Source organism: Kribbella caucasensis, from assembly GCF_004361855.1.
Lineage (GTDB): Bacteria > Actinomycetota > Actinomycetes > Propionibacteriales > Kribbellaceae > Kribbella > Kribbella caucasensis.
In genome coordinates, this window is the sequence record NZ_SNWQ01000006.1 from 96,479 (window position 1) to 119,143 (window position 22,665).

22 protein-coding genes and 1 pseudogene are annotated in these 22,665 nt (G+C 68.2%); 10 read left to right on the forward strand and 13 right to left on the reverse strand.

From position 1 onward, the window contains the following. The 4 genes from EV643_RS14115 to EV643_RS14130 form a co-directional block, all read right to left on the reverse strand. Positions 1–513 carry an MSMEG_0572/Sll0783 family nitrogen starvation response protein gene (locus EV643_RS14115; RefSeq protein WP_133800516.1) on the reverse strand — a complete coding sequence of 171 codons (513 nt, stop codon included), beginning with the start codon at positions 511–513 and terminating at the stop codon, positions 1–3. Positions 514–540: 27 nt separating this feature from the next. Beyond that, on the reverse strand, positions 541–1,365 hold the full coding sequence (locus EV643_RS14120; RefSeq protein ID WP_202869550.1) for an amidohydrolase family protein: 825 nt from the start codon (positions 1,363–1,365) through the stop codon (positions 541–543). A gap of 10 nt (positions 1,366–1,375) precedes the next feature. Further along, a complete protein-coding gene (locus tag EV643_RS14125) occupies positions 1,376–2,641 on the reverse strand; it encodes an MSMEG_0569 family flavin-dependent oxidoreductase (protein ID WP_133800518.1) in 1,266 nt (421 codons plus the stop codon). A gap of 144 nt (positions 2,642–2,785) precedes the next feature. Beyond that, positions 2,786–4,417: an AMP-binding protein gene (locus EV643_RS14130; RefSeq protein WP_133800519.1), complete on the reverse strand. Its 1,632-nt coding sequence runs from the start codon at positions 4,415–4,417 to the stop codon at positions 2,786–2,788. A gap of 122 nt (positions 4,418–4,539) precedes the next feature. Here EV643_RS14130 and EV643_RS14135 point away from each other — a divergent pair, with 122 nt between their 5' ends. The 3 genes from EV643_RS14135 to EV643_RS46685 all read left to right on the forward strand — a co-directional run bounded on the left by EV643_RS14135 (position 4,540) and on the right by EV643_RS46685 (position 7,220). Continuing rightward, positions 4,540–5,169: a nucleotidyltransferase domain-containing protein gene (locus EV643_RS14135; protein WP_166665441.1), complete on the forward strand. Its 630-nt coding sequence runs from the start codon at positions 4,540–4,542 to the stop codon at positions 5,167–5,169. A 27-nt stretch (positions 5,170–5,196) separates the two neighbouring features. Continuing rightward, entirely contained in the window at positions 5,197–5,562 is a 366-nt protein-coding gene (locus tag EV643_RS14140) for a HEPN domain-containing protein (RefSeq protein WP_202869567.1), read from the forward strand. A 191-nt stretch (positions 5,563–5,753) separates the two neighbouring features. Then, positions 5,754–7,220 (forward strand): restriction endonuclease, encoded by a 1,467-nt coding sequence (locus tag EV643_RS46685; protein ID WP_133800521.1) that lies wholly within the window; start codon positions 5,754–5,756, stop codon positions 7,218–7,220. Here EV643_RS46685 and EV643_RS14150 read toward each other — a convergent pair. Beyond that, positions 7,213–8,151: pseudogene (locus tag EV643_RS14150) on the reverse strand (DUF6454 family protein). The gene EV643_RS46685 and the pseudogene EV643_RS14150 overlap by 8 nt on opposite strands. A 111-nt stretch (positions 8,152–8,262) precedes the next feature. Here EV643_RS14150 and EV643_RS14155 point away from each other — a divergent pair. Together EV643_RS14155 and EV643_RS14160 are read left to right on the forward strand one after the other, a co-directional pair. Beyond that, positions 8,263–8,883 (forward strand): SIMPL domain-containing protein, encoded by a 621-nt coding sequence (locus EV643_RS14155; protein ID WP_133800522.1) that lies wholly within the window; start codon positions 8,263–8,265, stop codon positions 8,881–8,883. 102 nt (positions 8,884–8,985) lie between these two features. Beyond that, the gene (locus EV643_RS14160; RefSeq protein WP_133800523.1) at positions 8,986–9,777 is read left to right on the forward strand and encodes a metallophosphoesterase; all 792 of its coding nucleotides are present in this window, start codon (positions 8,986–8,988) and stop codon (positions 9,775–9,777) included. On the opposite strand, the gene EV643_RS14165 is transcribed toward EV643_RS14160, so the two are convergent. Both EV643_RS14165 and EV643_RS14170 read right to left on the reverse strand, forming a co-directional pair. Continuing rightward, complete coding sequence (locus tag EV643_RS14165; RefSeq protein ID WP_255512972.1) at positions 9,764–10,186, reverse strand: type II toxin-antitoxin system VapC family toxin; 423 nt, start codon at positions 10,184–10,186, stop codon at positions 9,764–9,766. The genes EV643_RS14160 and EV643_RS14165 overlap by 14 nt on opposite strands. Continuing rightward, on the reverse strand, positions 10,183–10,434 hold the full coding sequence (locus tag EV643_RS14170; RefSeq protein WP_133800525.1) for a type II toxin-antitoxin system VapB family antitoxin: 252 nt from the start codon (positions 10,432–10,434) through the stop codon (positions 10,183–10,185). The genes EV643_RS14165 and EV643_RS14170 overlap by 4 nt, the downstream gene beginning before the upstream one ends. Before the next feature lie 151 nt (positions 10,435–10,585). On the opposite strand from EV643_RS14170, the gene EV643_RS14175 reads away from it, so the two are divergent. Next, entirely contained in the window at positions 10,586–10,966 is a 381-nt protein-coding gene (locus tag EV643_RS14175; RefSeq protein WP_133800526.1) for a DUF427 domain-containing protein, read from the forward strand. Positions 10,967–11,053: 87 nt separating this feature from the next. Here EV643_RS14175 and EV643_RS14180 read toward each other — a convergent pair whose 3' ends face one another. Further along, positions 11,054–11,836: an alpha/beta fold hydrolase gene (locus EV643_RS14180; protein WP_133800527.1), complete on the reverse strand. Its 783-nt coding sequence runs from the start codon at positions 11,834–11,836 to the stop codon at positions 11,054–11,056. 108 nt (positions 11,837–11,944) lie between these two features. On the opposite strand from EV643_RS14180, the gene EV643_RS14185 reads away from it, so the two are divergent. Then, positions 11,945–12,733: a GNAT family N-acetyltransferase gene (locus EV643_RS14185; RefSeq protein WP_166665442.1), complete on the forward strand. Its 789-nt coding sequence runs from the start codon at positions 11,945–11,947 to the stop codon at positions 12,731–12,733. 245 nt (positions 12,734–12,978) lie between these two features. Further along, entirely contained in the window at positions 12,979–15,258 is a 2,280-nt protein-coding gene (locus EV643_RS14190; protein ID WP_133800529.1) for a helicase-associated domain-containing protein, read from the forward strand. A 34-nt stretch (positions 15,259–15,292) separates the two neighbouring features. Here the strand turns inward: EV643_RS14190 and EV643_RS14195 are convergent, their stop codons facing one another. Continuing rightward, positions 15,293–15,940 carry a TetR/AcrR family transcriptional regulator gene (locus EV643_RS14195; RefSeq protein ID WP_133800530.1) on the reverse strand — a complete coding sequence of 216 codons (648 nt, stop codon included), beginning with the start codon at positions 15,938–15,940 and terminating at the stop codon, positions 15,293–15,295. 162 nt (positions 15,941–16,102) lie between these two features. Here EV643_RS14195 and EV643_RS14200 point away from each other — a divergent pair, with 162 nt between their 5' ends. Then, the gene (locus EV643_RS14200; RefSeq protein WP_133800531.1) at positions 16,103–17,563 is read left to right on the forward strand and encodes an MFS transporter; all 1,461 of its coding nucleotides are present in this window, start codon (positions 16,103–16,105) and stop codon (positions 17,561–17,563) included. 99 nt (positions 17,564–17,662) lie between these two features. On the opposite strand, the gene EV643_RS14205 is transcribed toward EV643_RS14200, so the two are convergent. Next, complete coding sequence (locus EV643_RS14205; RefSeq protein WP_202869551.1) at positions 17,663–18,157, reverse strand: NUDIX hydrolase; 495 nt, start codon at positions 18,155–18,157, stop codon at positions 17,663–17,665. 59 nt (positions 18,158–18,216) lie between these two features. Between EV643_RS14205 and EV643_RS14210 the strand changes: the two genes are divergently transcribed. Continuing rightward, positions 18,217–19,857 (forward strand): DNA repair helicase XPB, encoded by a 1,641-nt coding sequence (locus EV643_RS14210; RefSeq protein ID WP_133800532.1) that lies wholly within the window; start codon positions 18,217–18,219, stop codon positions 19,855–19,857. 1 nt (position 19,858) lies between these two features. On the opposite strand, the gene EV643_RS14215 is transcribed toward EV643_RS14210, so the two are convergent. From EV643_RS14215 to EV643_RS14225, 3 genes are read right to left on the reverse strand one after another with little or no spacing between them, the layout of a single operon-like run. Further along, a complete protein-coding gene (locus EV643_RS14215; protein ID WP_238165581.1) occupies positions 19,859–20,569 on the reverse strand; it encodes a FadR/GntR family transcriptional regulator in 711 nt (236 codons plus the stop codon). 24 nt (positions 20,570–20,593) lie between these two features. Further along, on the reverse strand, positions 20,594–21,535 hold the full coding sequence (locus EV643_RS14220; RefSeq protein ID WP_133800533.1) for a dihydrodipicolinate synthase family protein: 942 nt from the start codon (positions 21,533–21,535) through the stop codon (positions 20,594–20,596). Positions 21,536–21,549: 14 nt separating this feature from the next. Continuing rightward, positions 21,550–22,647: a sialidase family protein gene (locus EV643_RS14225; protein ID WP_133800534.1), complete on the reverse strand. Its 1,098-nt coding sequence runs from the start codon at positions 22,645–22,647 to the stop codon at positions 21,550–21,552. Positions 22,648–22,665: the final 18 nt, after the last annotated feature.

Here is a 22,665-nt window from a genome sequence, read left to right on the forward strand (position 1 = left end):
TCAGAACATGTACGTCGAGTTGATGATGGCACCCTTGCGGGCGTAGTGGATCAGCGCGTCCTGCACGTCCAGCGGATGCGTCGGGATGACCCCCTCGATCAGGTCCTCCTCGCGGGCTCCGTGCAGGGACAGGCCGAACCGGCAGCAGTACACCTTGCCGCCTTCGCTGATGAAGGTCTTCAGCGACTCGTTGATGTTGTGCTCGCCGGGGAAGGCGGAGTTGCCGGTGGTCGGGAAACCCCGGGTGGCCAGGCAGTTCAGCGAACCGGGACCGTAGAAGTAGATCGCCGACTCGAACCCCTTGCGCTGCGCCCGGGTCGCCTGCAGGATCGCGACGAAGCTCACCGAGGACTCGTGCGCGATCCCGTGCACCAGGGTGAAGTAGGTCTCGCCGTCCTCGGCCTGGTAGTCCGGGAACACCTTCGTCCCGCCGTAGATGCTGGAGCCCTGCGGCAGCGACGGGTGCGGGATCTCCTCCAGGCTCTTGGTCTCGAGCTCGGTCAGTTCGGGCATGGCTGCTCCTTGAGGTGTGGTGATGTGTCAGTCGTACAGATGGCTGAACGTGCGGTGGAAGACGTGCTCGCCGAGCTCGCCGTCACCCATCGCGGCGCGCACCCGGGCGAACTCGCCGGCGTGGTCGCCCCACGGCTGGTCGCTGGCGAACAGCACCCGGTCGTGACCGATGCCGCGGCGCTCGATCTCGGCGGCCAGCCAGCCCGGGGCGAAGCCGATCGCCCAGGACAGGTCGGTGTAGACCCGCTTCCCGGCCTCGATCCAGTCGAAGAACCGGGAGCCGATCAGCTTGATGTGCCCACTCATCCCGCCACCGAAGTGAACGAGATGCACCGGGACTTCGTTGGCGTAGGTGTCGACCAGGTGACCGACGTGGTCGATGTCGGACGCGGCGCCGGGCGAGGTGTGCACGTGCACGACGAGGCCGTTGTCCCTGGCCGTGGTGAAGATCTCGTCGAGCTGCGGTCGTACGGCGTCGTCGGTTGGATGACCGCCGAGCAGGAAGCTGAGTTTGAGCGCCCGCACGCCAGGTTCCGTCGCCAGCGTGAGCGCCTTCGCGGTGAGCTCGGCGTCCTGCGGTCGTGGGGAGACCCAGAGCCCCGCCCGGATCCGGTCGTCCCGCGCCGCCGCCTCGACCACGAGGTTGTTGAAGGCGAACGAGACAGCGACGTCCGGTACGCCGTAGTTCGGGATCACCAGCGCGCGCTCGGTGCCCTCGGCATCGAGATCCTCGAGCAGTTCGCCGATGGTCGCGCGAGCGGTGGTGTCGGGGTTGACCGGTGGACCGCCGTAAAACGGATACGCGGGCAGCTTGCCGAGGTGCCGGTGCGCGTCGGAGATCTTTGTCGACATATCCATTGCCTCACGCAACCGTCTTCCTGGGCAGGCCGGCGATCCAGTGCATGCCCGCCCGCTGCTCCGTGATTCGTTCGACCAGGTACCGCGCGTCGTCGGCAACCCCACCGAAGCGGCCCGAGCCCCACGTGTACTGCCAGGGCAGACCGATGAAGTAGAGCCCCGGGACGCTCGTCACACCGCGATGGTGGGTCGGGTAGCCGCGGCCGTCGAACACCGGCAACCGGATCCACGAGTCGTCGCGGCGGAACCCGGTGCTCCAGATAACCGTGCTGATCCCTTTGATTTCAAGGGCTTCCGGCTCGCTCGACGGCTCCCAGACAGGCCGGTAGCGATCCTCGTCCGGGGCGTCGATCCCGTTCGCCGCGACGAAGGCGTCGATCGAGTCCTTGATCCCCTCCGACACCGCGTCCGCGTGGTCGAGGTTCTTGCTCAGATCCTGGGCGAACCGCAGCGACGTCTGATCCGCGTCGACCAGCCGCCCGTACAGCTTCATCCCCTCCAGAGCGAACTTCCGCAGGTCGATGTCGCGGCCGCCATCCCGTCCGGTGACGTAATGGTTCACCCGGAAGCGCACCGCATCGACATCGTCGAACTCGTCGATTCCCTTGGCGTAGTAGCCCATCAGGTCGAGCCAGGCGACGACGTCCCGCCCGCGGTAGAACCTCGCCACTCGCGGAGCGCTGCCGGTGACCAGGTGCACGGTCCGTCCCGCCAGGTGCAGATCCTCGGCGATCTGGCAGCCCGACTGTCCGGTGCCGATCACGACAACCTCGCCTGCCGGCATATGGTCCGGGTTCTTGTACTGCGAGGAGTGGAGCTGCGTGACCGTCGTCGGCAAGCGCTCCGCCATCCGGGGAATCCGCGGCACCTGATACGGCCCGGTCGCGAGCACCACCTGGTCGGCGGTGACCGCCCCTTGCGTGGTGGCGATCCGGAATCCGTCGTCCAGGCCGGTCGCCCGAACTCCTTCGACCAGCGGCACGTCGTACGAGCGGGAGTAGTCCTCCAGATAGGCCACGATCTCGTCGCGCAGCATGAACCCGTCCGCCGCCGGCCCGTCGTACGGGAAACCCGGGAGCCGGCACTGCCAGTTCGGCGTGACCAGGCAGAACGAGTCCCACCGCCGGTTCCGCCACTCGCTGCCGACCCGATCCGCCTCCAGCACAAGGTGATCCACTCCGCGCCGGGTCAGGTGCCAGCTCGTCGCCAGACCGGCCTGGCCGCCGCCGACCACGACGACGGGGTAATGCGCACCGCCTGTGAGTTGCATGCCGACTCCCGGATTCGGTCCGTCTGGATGTCATCCAGTGAAAGACCGCCCGATTGCCGCACCGTTGCCTCCGGAACAAACTCCCGTTTCCGAATCCCCCTCCCACGTTTCGCGTGGATAACCACGACGAGGAGGGTCGCGACCTCAGCCGGGCTGGTTCAGGCCGAGTAGCTCCACCGACTTCTCGCGCATTTCGACCTTGCGGATCTTGCCGGTGACGGTCATCGGGAAGTCGTCGACGAGGAGGACGTACCTCGGGATCTTGTAGTGCGCGAGCTTGCCGGTGGCGAACTCCTTGACCTTGGCCGCGTCGAGTGGGTCGGCGCCTGGTTTGAGCTTGATCCAGGCGCACAGCTCCTCGCCGTACTTCGGGTCCGGGACACCGATCACCTGGACGTCGGCGACACCGGGATGGGTGTAGAGGAACTCCTCGATCTCGCGCGGGTACACGTTCTCGCCGCCGCGGATCACCATGTCCTTGATCCGGCCGACGATGGTCACGTAGCCGTCGTCGCGCATCACGGCGAGGTCGCCGGTGTGCATCCAGCGGGCCTGATCGATCGCTTCGGCCGTCTTCTCCGGCTCATTCCAGTAGCCGAGCATCACGGAGTATCCGCGGGTGCACAGCTCGCCCGGTTCACCGCGCGGGACGACGAGTCCGGTCGCGGGATCGACCAGTTTCACCTCGACGTGCGGCATCACCTGGCCCACGGTCGACGTACGGCGGTCCAGGTCGTCGTCGCGACGGGTCTGGGTGGACACCGGCGACGTCTCGGTCATGCCGTAGCAGATCGCGACCTCGGCCATGTGCATGTCGGCCACGCAGCGCTTCATCACCTCGACCGGACACGGCGAGCCGGCCATCACCCCGGTCCTGAGGGACGTCAGGTCGTACGACGCGAAGTCCGGTAACCCGAGTTCGGCGATGAACATGGTCGGTACGCCGTACAGGCCGGTGCAGCGTTCATCCTGAACCGCCTGCAACGTGGACTTCGGATCGAAGGCCGGGCCGGGGATCACCATGCAGGCGCCGTGGGTGGTGCAGCCGAGGTTGCCCATCACCATGCCGAAGCAGTGGTAGAAGGGGACCGGGATGCACAGCCGGTCGTCTTCGGTGAAGCCAATCAGCTCGGTGACGAAGTACCCGTTGTTGAGGATGTTGTGGTGCGAGAGCGTCGCGCCCTTCGGGAATCCCGTGGTCCCGGACGTGTACTGGATGTTGATCGGATCGTCGAAGCTCAGCTCGGCTTCCCGCTCGCTGAGCTGTTCTTTGCTGATCCCCTCAGCGGCGGCGACCAGCTCGTCCCAGTCGGACGTGCCGATGTAGACCGTGTCCTCCAGCGCCGCGCAGTCCTTGCGGACCTCGTCCACCATCGCCCGGTAGTCGCTGGTCTTGAACTCCGTCGCCGACACCAGCAGCTTCACGCCCGACTGGTTCAGCGCATACGCCAACTCGTGCGTGCGGTACGCCGGGTTGATGTTCACCAGGATCGCGCCGATCGTCGCCGTCGCGTACTGCGTGATCGTCCACTCCGCGCAGTTCGGCGCCCAGATCCCGACCCGATCTCCCTTCGCGATCCCCCGCGCCATCAACCCCCGCGCCACGGTCTCCACGTCGGCCCCGAACTCGCCGTACGTCCACCGCCGCCCACTGGCGACCTCGACCATCGCGTCCCGATCCCCGTACGCCCCCACCGCCCGCCGAAGATTCCCCCCGATCGTCTCCCCCAGCAAAGCAACCCCGGACACCCCGAACGCATACGAAGGCAAGCTCATCCCGTCATCGTGACCGCGCCCCACCCGCCCGGCAAGAGCACGGAGATGATTGCCCACTCAGTCGGTCATATGTTTGGTTGAGTGGGCATATGACCTCTATAGTGGGCATGAGGAGGTGCGCCATGCAGTTTCCCGAACCGATCTCCACGGCCATCCCGGGCCTGCACGGTCGGGTCCTTGGCGTCTTGACCAGGACCGATCGACCACTCACGGGTCGCGCAGTCGCCGGACTGCTGAGGACGCCGGCCAGCGCCAGCGGAGTCCAGAAGGTCCTCGACGATCTGGCGCGCAACGGGCTGGTCGATGTCGAGCCGGCCGGGCGAGCCAAGCTCTACAGGCTCAACCGCGATCATGTCGCCTACCCAGCGATCCACGATCTCGTCAACCTTCGCGAGATCCTGCTCGCCCGACTTAGAGCGGAAGCCGAGTCCTGGGAGGTGCCCGCCGCCGCTGTCTGGCTGTTCGGTTCCAGCGCACGCGGGCAGGCCGGTCCGGACAGCGACCTCGACCTGCTGGTGGTCCGGCCGGACAAGGTCGACGAATCCGATCCACGGTGGCTCCGACAGATCGAGGCGTTGACCGAGCGCGCCGCCCGCTGGTCCGGCAACACTTGCGAGGTCGTCGAGTACAGCGCGCAGGAGCTCAAGCGACTGGTCCGCCGCGGTGAACGCCTCGTCGGCGAACTCCGCCGCGACGCGGTACCGGTCGCCGGCGCAGCACCACGCCCGAGCCTCACCCGCAAGGCCAGTTGATGGGAGCACTGGAAGACGCGCGCGCCCATCTGGCCAAAGGCGCGGGAGTTCCTGGAAGCAGCCGAACTCACCCACGACCTCGGCCTGTTCAACGCGGCGACATCGAGCGCCGTCACCTCCGGCATCAACTCCAAGGATGCGATCTGCCTCGCGTTGACCGGCCGAACGAAGAAGGGCGACAACCATTTGGAAGCCGTTGCCGAGCTCAAAGCGTCTGGGCCGGTTGGCCGGGAGACCGCCCAGACGTTCTCGCGGCTGCTCAAGCTGAAGTCGAAGTCGCAGTATCAGGCGTCGTCGACCTCGGCGGCGGATGCGGCGAAGAGCATCGACTGGGCGGCTCGGATGGTCGATTCGGCTCAGGTTGTTGCCGGCAATGGATCCTCGCGCGCCTGAAAACGCTTGTTTTCGGTTGGGATCGGGCCGCGCCGGGAACCCTGCTGGGTGTTCGTACAGTATACGCGGGCGTGTGTTCGAATTCAGGGAAACCGGGGGTGGACGGCAAGCAATCGCCGGGATAACTCTGCGTCGTGTCCCGTCGCGGAGCGTGGCTGGGTGGCTACGCTGGTAGGGAAAGGTGTGAGGCCATGGGCTGGTCGGGCGATCGGGTTGCCCGCAGCGAGCGTCCGCCGGGTCGTACCGCCGAGGCGGCGCAACGGACCGCTGCGGTGCGGGAGCGTGTCCGGGAGTTGCAGAGTGTGCTGGCCGAAGCGCTGGCGATCGAGGTGCACGGGACCGACCTGCAGACGTTGAAACGGGCGCCGCGGCGGGCGCCACCGTTGGTGTCGGCGGCGGAGCTGGAGCCGCACCCGGGGCCGGTGTGGGCCGCGTTCCTGCCGAGTCCGCCGGGGCCGTTCGCGAGCTGGGTGGGTGGGAACAGGCGGTATGCGCGGCGCCTGCGGCAGGCCGAGGACCGGTTCGCCGAGGCGATCGAGCGGCACCGGGCGGCCGAGGAGACCCGGCGGGAACGGGTCGCGCGGTCCTCCCGGGAACAGGCCGAGCAGCAGCGCCGGCTGGACGAGACCACCGCGGAGCAGCACCAGCGCGTGGACGAGTACCAGCGGTGCGTGGAGAACCGGGACCGCAAGGCAGTGACCCGGTACTTCCAGAAGGCGCTGGAACGGACCGCCGAGCCGCACGACTTCCCGCGCCGCCGCAAAGTCGGCTACGTGCCCGAGTCGACCCTGCTGGCGTTGGAGTGGGACCTGCCCGACGTCGGCGTCGTACCGCCGGAAGCGTCATACCGGTACGACGAGGAGCAGGACGCCGTGGTCGCCGTACCGCGGCCGGAGAAGGAAGTGCGCCTCCTCTACCAGCAACTGGTCGCACAGTGCGCGTTGCGGGCGCTGCACCTGGTCTTCGGGCACGACCGGTACGGCGTGGTCGACACAGTCGTGTTCAACGGCATGGTCGAGTCGGTGGACCTCGCCACCGGCCGGACCGTGCGGCCGTGCCTGATCACGTTGCGGGCCACCCGCGAGCAGTACAAGGCCCTCGTCCTCGACCAGCTCGACCCGGTCGCCTGCGTCCGGCACTACTTCGGCGCCGAGGTCTCCCGGCATCCGGAGGAGCTCCAACCGGTGGAGCCCGTGATGGACTTCGACCTGGCCGATCCGCGGACGGTCGAGGCGACGGACATCGTCAGCGAGATCGACTCCCGGCCGAACCTGCTCGAGCTGACCCCGACCGAGTTCGAGCACCTGGTGCACAACCTGCTCACCCGGATGGGCCTGGAGACCCGCCTGTTCCGCAGTGCGAACGACGGCGGTATCGACTGTGTGGCACACGATCCCAGGCCGATCACGGGTGGCATGTTCGTCGTCCAGGCGAAGCTCTACACGAAAACCGTGCCGCCGTCCGCGGTACGGGATCTCTTCGGCACGGTGGTGGACGCGGGCGCGACCAAGGGCATCCTGATCACCACCAGCGGCTTCGGCCCGTCCAGCTACCAGTTCGCGAACGGCAAACCCCTGCAACTGATCGACGGGACCGGGCTGCTCGCGCTGTGCCACCAACACGACATCCCGGCCCGCATCGTCCCCCGGGCTAGCTGATGACCGACTCGTAGATCAAAATCTCGGTGCCCTTGACCTCTTCGCCGTCATCGGGCGCGGTGAACAGCCGCAGCTTGTTGCCGTCGACCTCCAGCGCCACTGGGTTCCGCGTCGCGCTGTGCCCAGCCGCCGAGAAGGCAGGGAACGGGATCTCGTGCAGGATCCGGTTGTCCTTCAGGTCGAGCAGCGCCAGGCCGCCGAGCTCGTAGTTGCCCCCGGTCGCGGTCGCCAGTCCTGTCACTCCACCACAGAGCTGCTTGCTCCGGCTCACGTAGTCGCAGTCCTGGTAGTCGAGCAGGTGGCTCTTGTTGGCCTTGGCGTCCAACTGCTTGCCGGCCGCGGTCCACTCGTACAGCGTCCGCGATCCCCAGCTCACCCCGTGCACCATGCCCGTACGCCGGTCGCGCACGACTCCACCGACGTGGTCACCGACCCGGAACTGCTCGCTGACCTTGAACGTCTTCGGGTTCACCTTGTAGACGATGCCGCGCGAGTTCGGCCGGTACTCCGCGACCGGGACCCACACGTTCTCGCCGTCGAAGTCGATCCCGCCCGGGTGGTACACCGTGCCCTCGCCGAGCGTGATGTCCTTCTTCAGGTTGCCCTGCCGGTCCAGTACGAACAGGTGCCCGATCCCCTTACCCGGAGTCCGGTCGTACCCGCCCACCGGCGCCGGGTACTTCACCGGCGCCTACAGCACCTCCACGCTGGACAGGAAGATCGTGTCGCCGACCACGGCGAAACCCTGCGGGTGGTACGTCGGGAACTTCAACGGAATCCGCGCCACCTGCGTCCACGCCGTACTGCGTGTGGTCGCCTCGAAGGCACGGGCGACCTGGTCGTCGCGCCCGGCGGCATCGGCGCCGGCCACGGTCGTACCGGCGAGCAGCGCACCCGCCAGGATGGTGGCGAGTATGGTCTTCCTACGCATCGTGTCTCCCTGGTCGTTGTTGACTTGGCAGCTTTCGCCCGGCAGGCGACGCGCGGCCCACCAGTAGCTGACCAAAGGCCATGCGCCGGGTGAAGTGTCAGACTGGCCGGCATGGACTCTGGGATCACCGTCACCGGGACCGGTCAGGCCACCGCGCCGGCCGATCTGCTCCGCCTCACGCTCAGCGTCGGCCAGGACGCCCCCGACGTAGCGGCCGCGGTCGCGCTGGTCGCCGAACGCACCGACGCGGTCAACGCCGTACTGCGTGACCTGGGTGTCGGCTCGTCCGATATCCAGACCAGCTCGGTCAACGTGCATCCGCAGTACGGCGAGTCGATGGCGGTCGCCGGGTATCGGGCGTCGCACTCGATGACGGTGACCACGAAGGACCTCACCGGATTCGGCCGGTTGCTGAACGCGGCGGTGTCGGCGGCGGGCAACAGCCTCGGGCTGGACTACCTGCAGTTCGATGTCGAGGACAAGACCGCGCTGCTGGTCCGGGCCCGCGAACTGGCCTTCGCGCAGGCTGCCGAGAAGGCCGCTCAACTGGCGCGGCTGACCGGTCAGGAGCTCGGCTCGATCGGCGCGGTCTCGGAGACCTTCGGCCAGGTCCCGATCCGGGAAATGGCGATGGCCAAGTCGTCCGCTGCCGGTTACGACCAGAGTCTGACGGTCACGCCGGGCGAGCAAACCATCGAGGTCACCCTCGAAGTACGCTGGAACTGGGCCTGAGGCAACTGGATTCCGACTACTCTTTCCTGGCATGTCTGGTAGCAACCGCCGTCACGGCGCTCAACGTCGTCGTACTGATCGTGCTCACGCTGCGAGGTTGGCGTGACCGCGACGTACGTGGTGAGCGACGTCCACGGGTATCCGGACAAGTTCGCCGCGTCGTTGCACGAGGCCGACCTGACCGACGCCGACGGCAACTGGTCCGGCCAGGATGCCCGGTTGTGGTTGCTCGGTGACCTGTTCGACCGCGGCCCGGACGGGATCGGCGCGCTGCGGCTGGTCCGCCGGCTCACCGACCAGGCGGCCGCGAGCAGCGGCGAAGTACGGCTGCTGCTCGGCAACCACGAGATCCTCGCGCTCGGGATGCGCAAGTTCGGCGACACGTTCGTGCCGCACGAGGGGATCACCTCGCGCAGCTTCGAACGCAGCTGGGCCCTGAACGGCGGCCAGGACCGCGACCAGGAACTGCTCACCGACGACGACGTCGCCTGGCTGATCGACCAGCCCATGCTCGGCCTGGACGCGGGGCACCTGCTGATGCACTCCGACACCATCGAGTATGTCGAGTGGGGCAGCACCATCGACGAGATCAACGCCGCCGCCCGCGCCGAACTGCACTCCGACGACATCACCGTCTGGTGGGAGATCTGGCGCCGGATGACGTCGCGCTACGCCTTCCGCGGCCCCGACGGCCCCGAACTCGCCCGCACCCTCCTGCACCACCTCGGCGGCGAACGCATCGTCCACGGCCACAGCATCGTCGCCGACCAACTCGGCATCGACCCCGCCTGGGTCAAGGAGCCACTCCTCTACTGCGACGGCCTGGTCCTCGGCATAGACGCCGGCACCTTCGACGGCGGCCCCTCCCTCCTGGTCCCCCTCACCCCCCTCTGACAGATCCCTCGTTCTTGCCGAGCACAGGCAGATCCGAACGGCTGAAGTCGTCACCAACACACAGGATGGGGAAGCCGGTCTCCTCGGCCAGCGCATACGTGAAGCAATCGCCGAGATTCAGCCCGGCCGGATGCCGTCCCTTGCCGAACCTCCGCCAGGCGTCTATCGCCCGATCGGCCAGGTCGGCGTCGAACGGCACCACGGTGATCTGCGCATCGCGCAGCACCCGATGCGCGATGCCGACCGCGCCGGGTGCTCTGGCTTCCAGCACGATGCCGAGCTCCACCGCCGTGGGCGCTGCGATCAACCGGCTTTCCGCATCGCCCAAGCAGTCGAGAATCCACTCGCAGCCTGGCTCGGCGGTGAGCACCGCAACCATCGCCGAGGTGTCGACAACGACCGAGGTCACGACGGCAGGCCGGACTCGTCGTACCCGAGCAGTTCGTCGGGACTACGGCGGTCCGCCACGGGTTGTGCGCTGTACTCCCGAGCAAGGCGTTCGACCTTGATCACCAGGCCGGGCCTGCGTTGTGCTCGGACGCGGTCCAGCCTCTCCCGCAACGCGACCGTGATCGCCTCGGTGAGGGACTCGTGTGTCTCCGCCGCCAGCTCGCGAGCCAGCCGGTCGGCCTCGTCCGTCTTGATGCTGAGCGCCATGTCTAGAAGCATAGACAGAATTCTAGATAGGTAGAAGGGTGTTCTGCAGATCGTCCTGTGGACAACCACCTCATGCGGCTCAGAGCGGAATGGGATCGGCCACGCCGGGGTTGTTGAAAAGTGGAGGATTGTCTTCGGAGTGGAGAGCAATATGGCTGAGAAGCCGGTGAAAGTGCCTGGGCCGGATCATCCGATCACGGTGGAGAAGAATCCGGATCGGGTGGTGGTGACGGTCGCCGGGAAGGTGATCGCGGACACCCGGGACGCGTTGTCGTTGCAGGAGGCGAGCTATCCGGCGGTGCAGTACATCCCGCGGACCGACGTCGACTTCAGCCAACTGGAGCGGACCGAGCACGAGACGTACTGCCCGTACAAGGGCGACGCGTCGTACTACAGCATCATCCCGGCCGGCGAGCGTGGCGTGAACGCGGTGTGGACGTACGAGCAGCCGTACGCCGCGGTCTCGGACATCCGCGAACACGTGGCCTTCTACCCCGACCGAGTCGACTCGATCGAGATCATCGCGGACTGATCTGTCAGCAGGGCGGCGACGTACCGGGCGGGCGCCGCCGCCCTGCTTCACGCCTGGCCACCCTGTTTCCCGCCCAGACGCCTTCTTTCACACTGTAAGGAAGTTGCGCAGGACCGGGGCGAGGACTTCTGTCGGTACGACGTGGTCCTGGCCTTCGAGTTCCTGATAGCGGCCGCCGGGCAGCGTCTTCGCGACCACGCGCGCAGCGTCGATCATGAACTCCGGACTCGCGGTGCCACACAGCGCGAGCGTCGGCTGGGTCACCTTCGCGATCAGGTCGAACGGCACGGTCCCGCCCTTCGTGGTGTTGCCGACCACCGCGAAGTCGTACTCGAGCGTCGGCGCGAGCTCGTCCATCCCCGGCTCCCCCGCCCACTGCTTCGCCGCCTCCTCCGGCATCCCCGCCAACTGGAGGAACGTCTCAACGGCCTCCCGGCGACGCCCTTCGTCCAGCAGCCGTATCACAGCCTCACCGCCCTCGTCGGACTCCCGCTGCGACTCCTCGTCGTCAGGCCCGTACGGCGGTTCGTGCAGTACCACCTTCGTGAACGGCAACCCACTCGCGGCCGCCTCCGCGACCAGAGCGGCTCCGGACGAGTGCCCGTAGATCGCCGCGACACCACCAAGAGCCGTTACCAGGGCCCCGATGTCCTCGACCTCACGGGCAACGGCGTACGGGGTCGCGTTGCCGCTGTCGCCCCGTCCGCGCCGGTCGTACGTGACCGCCGTGAAGTCCGCGGCGAGCGCCTTCGCCAGTTCGACGTACGCCGCCCGGTCGCACAGCGCACCGCCGACCAGGATCACCGGCTGCCCACTTCCGTACCGTTCGTAAGCAATCGCCGTCCCGTCCGCCGACGTGACCTTCTCCATGACTGACCTCCTTGTCGGATGGACCTTCACCTCCGAGGTCGGCGCCGATTCGCGCTTCTCGACATATTCGGTTGTCGGGAACTCGGGCGGGCTGGTCTACTGCGGGCGATGTCTGAGCTGACGAGGGTTGACGAGTACCTGCATGCGGTTCCGCTGTCCGGCGCGACCGGGCGGCAGATCGGGCCGTTCACGTTGTTCCGTTCGACCACGATCTGGCCGTACTACGCACGCCCGGTGCCGGGCGCGGGGGTCACGATCGAGGCGGCCGACATCGAGCGGCTACGGGACGAGTGCACCGCGCTGGAGCTGCCGCTCAGCCTGGAGTGGGTGGTCGAGACCTGTCCGTCGCTCGGTCCGGCTGCGGCCGCGGCGGGGTTGAAGGTGGTCGAGTACCCCCTGCTGATCATGGAACGCGCCGACTTCAAGCGGTTCGACAGCACCGAGCGCTGCGAGATCCTGCCGGCGTCCGAGGACGTGCTGCGCGAGGGCCGTGCGGTGGCCAACGTCGCCTTCGGGGATCCCGGCACTGCCGTCGGATCAGGCGGACCGGCCGAGCGCGACGCCAAGGCGGACGAACAAGCACCGGAGCACGGCCAGGCCCTGCTCGAACGCCACCGCGCTGGTGTCACCGTCACCGCTGCGGTCTACACCGACGAAGGCATCGTCGCGGTCGGCTCGCACCAGCCGGTCGGCGACGTCTCCGAGATCGTCGGCGTCGGCACCCTGCCCGCTTTCCGCCGCCGGGGCCTGGGCGCCGCGATCACCAGCCGCCTCGCCGAACACGCCTTCGCCAATGGCGTCGACCTGCTCCTGCTCTCCGCCCAGAACGACGCAGTAGCCGCCGTCTACGAACGCGTCGGCTTCCACCGAATAGGCCACGCCGGCGCCGCCGAGTAGACCGCCGGAACACCAACCTCGAGACTGGCGCCGCCAGCCTCCACCACTCACGAACACCTGCCGGCGCGGACCCCCAGCACATCACAATCGGCCGTTCGCAGGCATGCCCACGCTCAGGGCGCACGGCTGATGCGCGTTTTGATGTGCTGGCGGTCCGCGCCGACGCGCGTTGGTGATTGCTGGGCGTCCGGGCGGTTCCGGTTGCGAGTCGTCTGTATGGGGGTTCGGGCCGTACCGTTGGAGGGATGAGCACTGACGAGCGGAGCCGCCCACGTACCCTCGCTGAGGCGTTGCGTACCTGGGACGACGCCGCTCTCGGACGCGTACTCCAGCAGCGACCGGATCTGGCGACCCCGATCCCGGCCGACACCGGCCAACTCGCGGCCCGCGCGACCACGAACGCCTCCGCAGCACGGGCGATCAACCGACTGGACGAGTTCGCGGTCGACCTCCTCGAAGCCCTGTCCGCCTTGCCCGAACCGGTCACGCTGGACGCATTGGCAGCAGGTGTCGGGCAACCCGTCGACGTCGTGCGGCCAAGGACCAAGGAGCTGCTGGCGCTCGCACTCGTCTGGGGCAACGAGGACGATCTGCGGCTGATCCGGGCGGTCCACGAACTGCTCGGTCCCACGCCGGCCGGCCTCGGCCCCGTCACCACGCGCCACTTCGGCGACCTGGACCGCCTGATCGAGGAGGCCGGCCCGGACGCCCGCGAGGTGCTCGCCAAACTCACCTGGGGTCCACCGACCGGAAGCGTCGAGAAGGCCGACCGCCCGGTCACGATCGCCTCCGCAAGGACCCCGGTGGAACGCTTGCTCGCCCGCGGCCTCGTAGTACCGAAGGACGCCAACACAGTCGTCCTGCCACGCCAGATCGGCCTACACCTGCGCGGCGGACGAGTGCTCGCCTCGACCCGTCCCACCCCGCCCCCACTGGATGGCAAAACCGTCTCGATCGCCGACCGCGCCGCCGCCGGTGCCGCCCTCGACCTCGTCCGCCTGGTCGACCGCGCCCTGGAACAGCTCGGCACCGAACCACCCCCAGTACTACGGACCGGCGGCATCGGCGTACGGGAACTCCGCAGCCTCGCCAACAAGGCCGGCATGGAAGAGCAGGTCGCCGGAGCCGTCCTGGAGATCGCGTACGCCGCCGGCCTGGTCGCGGCCGTCGAGGTGGGGACCAACGAACTCTGGTTGCCCACCGGTTCGTACGACGACTGGCTGGAGCTGGACACGTCGCACCGGTGGGCCCAGTTGGTCGTCGCGTGGTTCACCGGTCTGCGCGCGATCGGTTTGATCGGTCGCCGTGACACCGGTGGCGCGACCGCCGCAGCGCGTGAACGCCTCATCAACGCCCTCGCCCCCGACCTCGAACGACTGCTGTCCCCAGAGATCCGCCTGCTCACCCTGCAGGCCCTCGCCGAGGCCGGACCGGGTAACGCGCCCACAACAGAAGCGGTTACCACCTGGGTCGCGTGGCACCGTCCGAGACGCGGCGGCCAGTTCCGCGACGACCTGGTCGAGTGGACCATCACCGAGGCCGCCCTGCTCGGACTGACCGGCCTGGGCGCCCTCGCCTCGCACGCGACCGCAATCCTCAAGCAGGAGCCGACCGCAGACGACCTGGCCGAAGCGATCGCGCCACTCGTACCGGCGCCCGTCTCGGAGTTCCTTCTCCAAGCGGACCTCACCGCTGTCGCACCTGGCCCCCTGGTCCGCGCAGTCCAGGACGAGCTGACCGTGATGGCCGACATCGAGTCGCACGGCGGTGGTGGGGTCTTCCGGTTCAGCGAGAGCTCCGTACGCCGCGCCTTCGACGTCGGGCGGACCAGCGAGCAACTGCACAAGTGGTTGGCCGAGCACTCGCGTACGCCGGTCCCGCAACCACTCACCTACCTGATCGATGACGTCGCCCGCCGGCATGGAGTACTGCGGATCGGCACCGCGTCGACGTACCTACGCTGCGACGACGAAGCCGTCCTCACGGGCCTGATCAACTCGAACCTGCCAGGCATCCGGTTCCGCAGACTCGCGCCGACGGTGGTGGTCTCGCCATCGCCGCCCGACATGGTCCTCGCCCGGCTCCGTGAAGCCGGCCTGGCCCCGCTGGCCGAGACGTTCGACGGTGTTGTTCAGGTATCCATGGCCGGCACCCGACGGGGCGAACCACCAAGGCGGCGTACCAGCCGGGACTTCGTCGACAGCCCGGCCGAGCTGACCGACGACCAGGTCCGCGCCGTACTGGAGAAGATCCGCGTGGGCGACCGGATCGCGGCCGAACGCCCCGACGAGCTGGTCGGTGAACCGACCGCGCCCGCCGAGACGATCACCATCCTCACCAACGCCGCCGAGGCCGGCACCCGCACGTGGATCTCGTACGTCGACCACAACGGCACCGCCTCCGAGCGAATCGTCGAACCGGTCCGGGTGGCCGACGGCTGGCTCACCGCCTACGACGACCAAGCCGACCAGCCCCGGACCTACGCCCTGCACCGCATCTCGACGGCCCGCCCGGTGGAGAACTAGTCAGCACCCACCACCAGTACTTCGGCCTGCGTGCTCATGCGCGCGTCACCGGAGCAAGCAGCATCCCCACGATCGCGTCGATCAGCCCGGTGCCCACGTCGTGCCAGTTGGCCCGTGCGGTGGGACGACCGGTCGCCATCGCCAGCTCATGCTCGGCGATCATGTGCACGAGCAACTGGCGCGCCATGTGACTGCGCTCCATCCGTACTTCGAGGGGCAGCGCGGGGAGACTCCGGTTCAGCCCCTCGAGCACTTGCTGCAACGACCTCTCGGCCATCGCCTCCTCGACCACCACCTCACGCAGTACGGGGTCGGTCATCACCTGAGCGCCGAACCGCGCATACCAGGTCGGATTGCCGAGCTCGGCCAGGTGATCGCAGATCGGCCTCACCAGGCAGCCGACCCAATCCCGGACGTCGGTACTGTCCCCCGCCTCGGCCAGCAACCGGCGGCGGATCGCGTCGATCGGCTCGCCGTGCTTGCGGACGATAGCCCGGATCAGGTCCGTCTTGGTGCCGAAGTGGTAGCCGACGGCCGTGTTGTTGCCCTGTCCGGCGGCCTCACTGACCTGCCGGTTGGAGACCGCGAGCAGGCCGTGTTCGGCGAACAACCGCTCGGCCGCGGTCAGGATCAGCTCGCGCGTCTCGTTCACCCGCTCGGTCCGCACCACCCTGCCCGCCATCACGACCACCTCACCGGGCCCACCACTGCTTGATCACCCTCGGTCATCGGGCATCACCTCCGCGTCGACTTTCACCCAGCCTGCCCAATCAACTTGCTTAAGTCAACCGCCTGACTTAAAGTCGGTTGCAGAACACAACTATTTGCTTTCGGAGGCTTTCCCATGTCCGCTGTCCCCGCCGAACCCGAGGCGTCAGCGCCGCCGCGCCCGGGCGCCGTCGTCGCGGTCCTGGCCTTCGCCGGCATCACGGTCGCGCTGATGCAGACCCTGGTGATCCCGCTCGTCCCCCAGCTCCCCACCCTCCTGCACGCGTCGGCCTCCGACACGACGTGGGCGATCACCGCGACCCTGCTGGCCGGCGCCATCGCGACGCCGATGGTCGGGCGGCTGGGTGACATGTACGGCAAGCGGCGGATGCTGCTGCTCAGCCTGGTGCTGCTGGTGATCGGTTCCACCGTCGCCGCGCTGAGCGACTCGCTGCCGCCGATGATCATCGGGCGGACCCTGCAGGGCCTGGCCGCCGGGGTCATCCCGCTCGGGATCAGCATCATGCGCGACGAGCTTCCGGCCGACCGGCTCGGCACGGCGACCGCGATGATGAGCGCCTCGCTCGGCGTCGGCGGCGCACTCGGCCTGCCCGCGGCGGCGCTCCTGGCCGACAAGACCGACTGGCACATGCTGTTCTGGACGTCGGCGGCCCTGGGTGCCGTCGTCACTGTCCTCGTGCTGGTGCTCGTACCGGAGTCCAAGGTGCGGTCCGGTGGACGCTTCGATCTAGTAGGCGCGGTCGGGCTCGCGGTGGGCCTGTTCTGCCTGCTGCTGGGCATCTCCAAGGGCGCCGACTGGGGTTGGACCAGCGGCTCGACCGACGCGCTGTTCGGTACTGCGGTCCTGGCACTGGGGTTGTGGGGCTGGTGGGAGCTGCGTACCAAAGAGCCGCTGGTCGACCTGCGGACCACCGCTCGCCGTCAGGTGCTGCTGACCAACCTCGCGTCGGCGGTGTTCGGGTTCGCGATGTTCGCGATGTCGCTGGTGCTTCCGACGCTGCTACAGCTGCCGAAGACGACCGGTTTCGGCCTGGGCCAGTCGATGCTGACTGCCGGTCTGGTGCTCGCACCGTCCGGCCTGGTGATGATGGCGACGGCGCCGCTGTCCGCGACCATCTCGAAGACCCGCGGCCCGAAGATCACCCTGATGCTCGGCGCCCTGGTGGTCTCCGCGGGGTACGCCGTCGGCATCGTGCTGATGGCCGAGGTCTGGCAGCTGATCATCGTGTCCGCCGTGATCGGCGCCGGCATCGGTCTCGCGTACGGCGCGATGCCCGGGCTGATCATGGCCGCCGTCCCCGTCTCGGAGACCGCCGCCGCGAACAGCCTGAACACCCTGATGCGCTCCATCGGCACGTCGATCTCCAGCGCGGTGGCCGGCGTCATCCTGGCCCAGATGACGATGAGCCTTGGCCCCGTCACCGTCCCGTCCCAGAACGGCTTCCGCCTGATCCTCGCCATCGGCAGCGGCGCCGCCCTGGTCGCCCTCGCCATCGCCGCCTTCCTCCCCAACCGCACGCCCGCCACCACAACCCCCACCCCCGACCGCCAACTAGAGGCGGATCCGGTCAGCTGAACCCGTCGCTGGGGCCCGCCGGGTCACCGAGCCGGGAGCTTGATCAACAAAGCGGGACCGCGAACAAGAAATATCCAGTTCACGGTCCCGCTTTCTTGTTCACGGTTCACCCAGAGCCGACAGGGCGGGGTGGTCCTCGGTGCGGAGGTGGTCCGGCGCGCGGGTGAGGTCGAGCCAGGAGAAGTCGTACGGGTTGTACGGGTCGGGGCCGGAGGACGGGTCGGATTCGCCGTGGCGCCAGGCGATCGGGGCATCGGCGGGGGCGAGCAGGTGGTAGCACCAGCGATCGTGGAGCTCGCGACGACCGTACGGGCGCATGTCGACAACGTGGTGGTCGAGCAGTCCGAGCAAGGTGAACCCCGTCAGGCCGGTCTCCTCCTCGGCCTCACGGACCACCGCCGCCTCGGGCGTCTCACCTGGCTCGACGGTGCCGGCGGGGACCTGCGTCCCAGTTCCCGGGTGGTGAGGCTTGCGGAAAACCAGGAGCTTCCGGTCGCGGGTGACGAACGCGGCCGCCTTGCGAACGGTCGGCAGGTCGCCGCTGGAGTCCGTCGGGTGAGTGTAGTTCCGATGGTGTTTGGCGGGAGGAGGCACAATGGAGGGTCGGGTTGGGTTGCCCGACCTTCCCAAGTGCAGGTGACAGGAGAAGCAGCGTGACTGATGGGCCGTTGATTGTGCAGTCCGACAAGACGCTGCTGTTGGAGACCGCTCATCCGGAGGCGACCGAGTGCCGAAAGGCGATCGCGCCGTTCGCGGAGCTGGAGCGGGCGCCGGAACACGTGCACACCTATCGGTTGACGCCGTTGGGGTTGTGGAACGCACGGGCCGCGGGGCATGACGCGGAGCAGGTGATCGACGTACTGCTGCGGTACAGCCGGTATCCGGTGCCGCACTCGTTGCTGGTCGACATCGCGGAGACCCTGGATCGCTACGGGCGGCTCCGGTTGGAGAAGCATCCGCAGCACGGGCTCGTCCTGGTGACGACGGATCAGCCGGTACTGGAGGAGGTGCTGCGGTCCGCGAAGATCAAGCCGTTGGTGGGCGCGCGGCTCGACGACGACACCGTACTGGTGCACCCGTCGGAGCGTGGTCACCTGAAGCAGACGTTGCTGAAGTTGGGCTGGCCGGCAGAGGACCTCGCCGGGTACGTCGACGGTGAGGCGCACAAGATCGAGCTGGCGACTGACGGGTGGGACCTGCGTCCGTACCAGCAGCAGGCCACGGATGCCTTCTGGCACGGGGGTTCCGGGGTCGTCGTCCTGCCGTGTGGGGCGGGGAAGACGATTGTCGGCGCGGCCGCGATGGCCGAGGCGTCGGCGACCACGCTGATCCTCGTCACGAACACCGTGGCCGCGCGGCAGTGGAAGGACGAGTTGCTCCGCCGGACCAGCCTGACCGAGGACGAGATCGGCGAGTACTCCGGTGCGCGCAAGGAGATCCGGCCGGTCACGATCGCGACGTACCAGGTGATGACGACGCGGCGGAAGGGTGTCTACAGCCACCTCGAGCTGTTCGACGCGCGGGACTGGGGGCTTATCGTGTACGACGAGGTGCACCTGCTGCCGGCCCCGATCTTCCGGATGACGGCGGATCTGCAGACGCGGCGACGCCTCGGTCTGACCGCGACCCTGGTCCGCGAGGACGGGCGCGAGGGTGACGTTTTCTCGCTGATCGGGCCGAAGCGGTACGACGCGCCGTGGAAGGACATCGAGGCGCAGGGCTGGATCGCGCCGGCGGACTGCATCGAGGTACGGGTTGATCTGGAGCAGACCGAGCGGTTCGTGTACGCGACCGCCGAGCCCGAGGACCGGTACCGGCTGGCCGCGTCGACGCCGGCGAAGTCGCGGCTGGTACGCCGGATCGCGGAGCACCACGCAGACGAACCGCTGCTGGTGATCGGTCAGTACATCGACCAGCTGGACGAGCTCGGTGAACGGCTGGAGTGCCCGGTGATCAAGGGCGAGACCACGGTGAAGGAGCGGCAGCGGTTGTTCGACGCGTTCCGCAAGGGCGAGGTCAAGCGGTTGGTGGTGAGCAAGGTCGCCAACTTCTCCATCGACCTGCCCGAGGCGTCGGTCGCGATCCAGGTCTCGGGGACGTTCGGCTCCCGGCAGGAAGAGGCGCAGCGGCTGGGTCGGGTACTACGCCCCAAGGGGGACGGGCGCACCGCGCGCTTCTACTCGATCGTGGCCCGGGACACGGTCGACGCCGAGTTCGCCGCGCACCGCCAGCGCTTCCTGGCCGAACAGGGCTACGCGTACACGATCGTCGACGCCGAAAACCTCTTCGCCTGATTCAGTCGCCGAGGCGGGTGTGGATGCCGTTGAAGTGGGTTTTCATGGAGCGGGCGAAGTCTTCGGGGCGGCCGGACTTGAGGGCGTCGAGGAGGTCTCGGTGCCAGGCGGCCGCGTCGGCGGGGGTGTAGCGGGCGCCGGGGAGGCGGGCGTCGACCTGGGCGAAGGTGCGCCAGAAGACGGACAGCAGGTCGATGATCAGGGCATTGCCGAGCGGCTCGTACAGCGCCTGATGGAAGGCCCAGTCCTCGTCCGGGAAGTACTTGCCTTCGGCCGCCTTCGCCTCCATCCGGGCGACAATCGCGTCCAGGTCGTCGAACGAGTGCTTGCGGAACGTCGCGACCACGTCATCGGCCAGGCCGACCTCGATCGCCTGCCGCACCTCCAGCACGTTCGCCACGTCCCGCAGGTCGCCGGCCATCGACTGCGACATCCGGAACGCGAGCCCGTCCTCCAGCGACTGCAGGGTGACCTGGCCGACGTAGGTGCCGTGGCCGTGCCGGATCTCGATGATGCCGACCGCCTGCAACGCCTTCATCGCCTCGCGCAACGGATGCCGGCCGACCCCGAGCTGCACCATCAGCTCCTGCTCGTTGGGCAGCGGGTCACCCGCCTTCAGCCCGCGTTCGAGGATGTACGACTTCATCGCGTCGCGGATGAAGGTCTGGTTGTCCGCGGCACCCCGTGCCCGGCTGAGCCCACCCGTGGTCACACCAGCCTCCTTCGTTCGGATCGCTCAGTCTAGTAGCCCGGCGCGCTCCAGCAGCGAACGGATTCCCGCGATCTCCTCGTCGCTCAATGGCACCGACGGGTAGGCCGTGACGGGGCAGGCGATCACCCCAAGGACGTACAAGCCGGCCTTGAACGCACCCAGCGCCGCCGAGCTCGCCCCCATCCGCCGCCGGTCCGCGACGTCGATGATCTCGAACAACCGGAACAACCGGTCCTGCTCCTGTCGCGCGCCGGCCAGATCCCCCGAGCGAACCGAGTCGAAGATCTTCACGTAGCCGGCCGGATCCACGTTCCCCAGCCCAGGCACCACTCCGTCGACGCCGAAGCTCAATGACGTGTCGACCGTCAGTTCGGACCCGGTCATGATCGTGAACCCGTCCAGCGCCGCGGCCGCGCGGTCCAGCACCAACTGCCGCAGACTCGTCTCCTGACCACTGGAGTCCTTCACCCCGGCCACGATCCCCTGCCGGCCAAGCTCGATCATCAACGCGGAGTTCAGTTTCGTCCCGACCCGCGACGGGATGTCGTACGCGAACATCGGCGTCTCCCCCGCGACCGCGGCCAGCCGGGTGAAGTGCCGCTCGATCTCGGCCGGATGCGTCGCGGCGTAGAACGGCGCGGTCGCGACCACCCCGTCCACGCCCGCCTTCTGCGCCGCGGCGATGTGCGCACCGGCTCGCGCGGTCGAGGTGTCGATCGCCCCGGCCAGCACCGGAACCTGTCCCGACACCTCGGACACGGTCGTCTCCAGCACGGTCTGCCGCTGCTCGTCGGTCAGGAAGGTGCCCTCACCGGACGTCCCGAGCACGAAGACGCCACTGACCCCACCGGTCAGCTGGTGGTTGATCAGCCGGGCCAGCGAGGCGGTGTCGACGTCGTACTCGGGGGTGAGCGGGGTGACCAGCGGCGGTACGACGCCGGTCAGGTGTTGGGCGGAGGTGGTCAAGGGGTCTCCCTGGGTCAGAGCGTGGACGGATCGAAGGTGCTGAAGCGCAAGGTGGCGAAGGACGACGTCTCGCCGGCCTCGTAGAACAGGCCGACGCGGCCGTCGGGCAGCGGCACCAGATCGGAGTACCCGGCCATCCCCGGATGGACGACGAGACCCGGCCGCCAGGACTCACCGGCGTCGTCGCTGACGAAGACGGTCAGCTCGCGGCGGATCTCGGGATGCACCGGCGTCGTCAGCAGCAGGCGGTCACCACCGACCCGCAGTACGGATCCCTGGATCCCGGGCGCGGTGATCTCTTTGATCCCCTCGTACGGCGCGTCGAGGGTCGCGCCGCCGTCGGAGGACCACGCGTGCACCCGGGCCGGGCCGGTGCCGCGATGGTTGCGGGCGTTGAAGTACAGCCGGCCGTCCGCGAGCTCGGTCACCGTGGTCTCGTTCGCGTTGATCTCCGGGCCGTCGTTGCGGTCGACGAAACCGAGCTGCCAGGTGCGGCCGCCGTCGTCGCTGTAGATGCAGTGGCCGCCGTTCAGCCGGATCGCGTCGGTCGTGTCCAGGCTGTCGAAATCGGCCGGCACGAGCGAGTGGTTCGCCGGTACTACCAGCCGGCCGGCGTACAGGCCCTCGGTCAGGGCGATGCCGTGGCAGGGGCCGGTCGCGTACCAGCCCCAGTCGGCCGGTTTGACCTGCTCGGTGATCTCCTCCGGCTCGGTCCAGGTCGCGCCGTCATCCGTACTGCGCTGTAGCCAGACGCGCCGGCCGTCCTCGGGATCGATGCCCCGGGCAACGTAAATCTCGACCGCCTCGGCACCGTTCTGCACGGTGAGCAGGACGATGTCGCCGGTGGCCGGGTCGACGATCGGCACCGGATTCCCGCAGGTCTTGCCGGGCACGGCGCAGACCACCTGGAGCGGGAGCCAGGTCCGGCCGGCGTCCAGCGAGCGACGGAGCACGAGCTCGATCTCGCCCGCGTCGGCGGCGGAGTTCAGCCGGCCCTCACAGAACGCGAGCAACACGTCACCGTGTGCGGTGATCGAGGGGATCCGGAAGGTGTGATAGCCGCTTTCGGCCGGGTCGAAGACGATTTCGGCGGTCCCGACTCTTGAAGACATAGGACGTACTATGTCATT

Coding starts and splice junctions, on each gene's coding strand:
- EV643_RS46685 (WP_133800521.1), top strand. CDS start 5,754: ATGGGCTGGTCGGGCGATCGGGTTGCCCGCAGCGAGCGTCCGCCGGGT.
- EV643_RS14155 (WP_133800522.1), top strand. CDS start 8,263: ATGGACTCTGGGATCACCGTCACCGGGACCGGTCAGGCCACCGCGCCG.
- EV643_RS14125 (WP_133800518.1), bottom strand. CDS start 2,641: ATGCAACTCACAGGCGGTGCGCATTACCCCGTCGTCGTGGTCGGCGGC.
- EV643_RS14115 (WP_133800516.1), bottom strand. CDS start 513: ATGCCCGAACTGACCGAGCTCGAGACCAAGAGCCTGGAGGAGATCCCG.
- EV643_RS14135 (WP_166665441.1), top strand. CDS start 4,540: ATGCAGTTTCCCGAACCGATCTCCACGGCCATCCCGGGCCTGCACGGT.
- EV643_RS14185 (WP_166665442.1), top strand. CDS start 11,945: ATGTCTGAGCTGACGAGGGTTGACGAGTACCTGCATGCGGTTCCGCTG.
- EV643_RS14180 (WP_133800527.1), bottom strand. CDS start 11,836: ATGGAGAAGGTCACGTCGGCGGACGGGACGGCGATTGCTTACGAACGG.
- EV643_RS14200 (WP_133800531.1), top strand. CDS start 16,103: ATGTCCGCTGTCCCCGCCGAACCCGAGGCGTCAGCGCCGCCGCGCCCG.
- EV643_RS14195 (WP_133800530.1), bottom strand. CDS start 15,940: ATGGCGGGCAGGGTGGTGCGGACCGAGCGGGTGAACGAGACGCGCGAG.
- EV643_RS14225 (WP_133800534.1), bottom strand. CDS start 22,647: ATGTCTTCAAGAGTCGGGACCGCCGAAATCGTCTTCGACCCGGCCGAA.
- EV643_RS14120 (WP_202869550.1), bottom strand. CDS start 1,365: ATGTCGACAAAGATCTCCGACGCGCACCGGCACCTCGGCAAGCTGCCC.
- EV643_RS14130 (WP_133800519.1), bottom strand. CDS start 4,417: ATGAGCTTGCCTTCGTATGCGTTCGGGGTGTCCGGGGTTGCTTTGCTG.
- EV643_RS14175 (WP_133800526.1), top strand. CDS start 10,586: ATGGCTGAGAAGCCGGTGAAAGTGCCTGGGCCGGATCATCCGATCACG.
- EV643_RS14190 (WP_133800529.1), top strand. CDS start 12,979: ATGAGCACTGACGAGCGGAGCCGCCCACGTACCCTCGCTGAGGCGTTG.
- EV643_RS14170 (WP_133800525.1), bottom strand. CDS start 10,434: ATGGCGCTCAGCATCAAGACGGACGAGGCCGACCGGCTGGCTCGCGAG.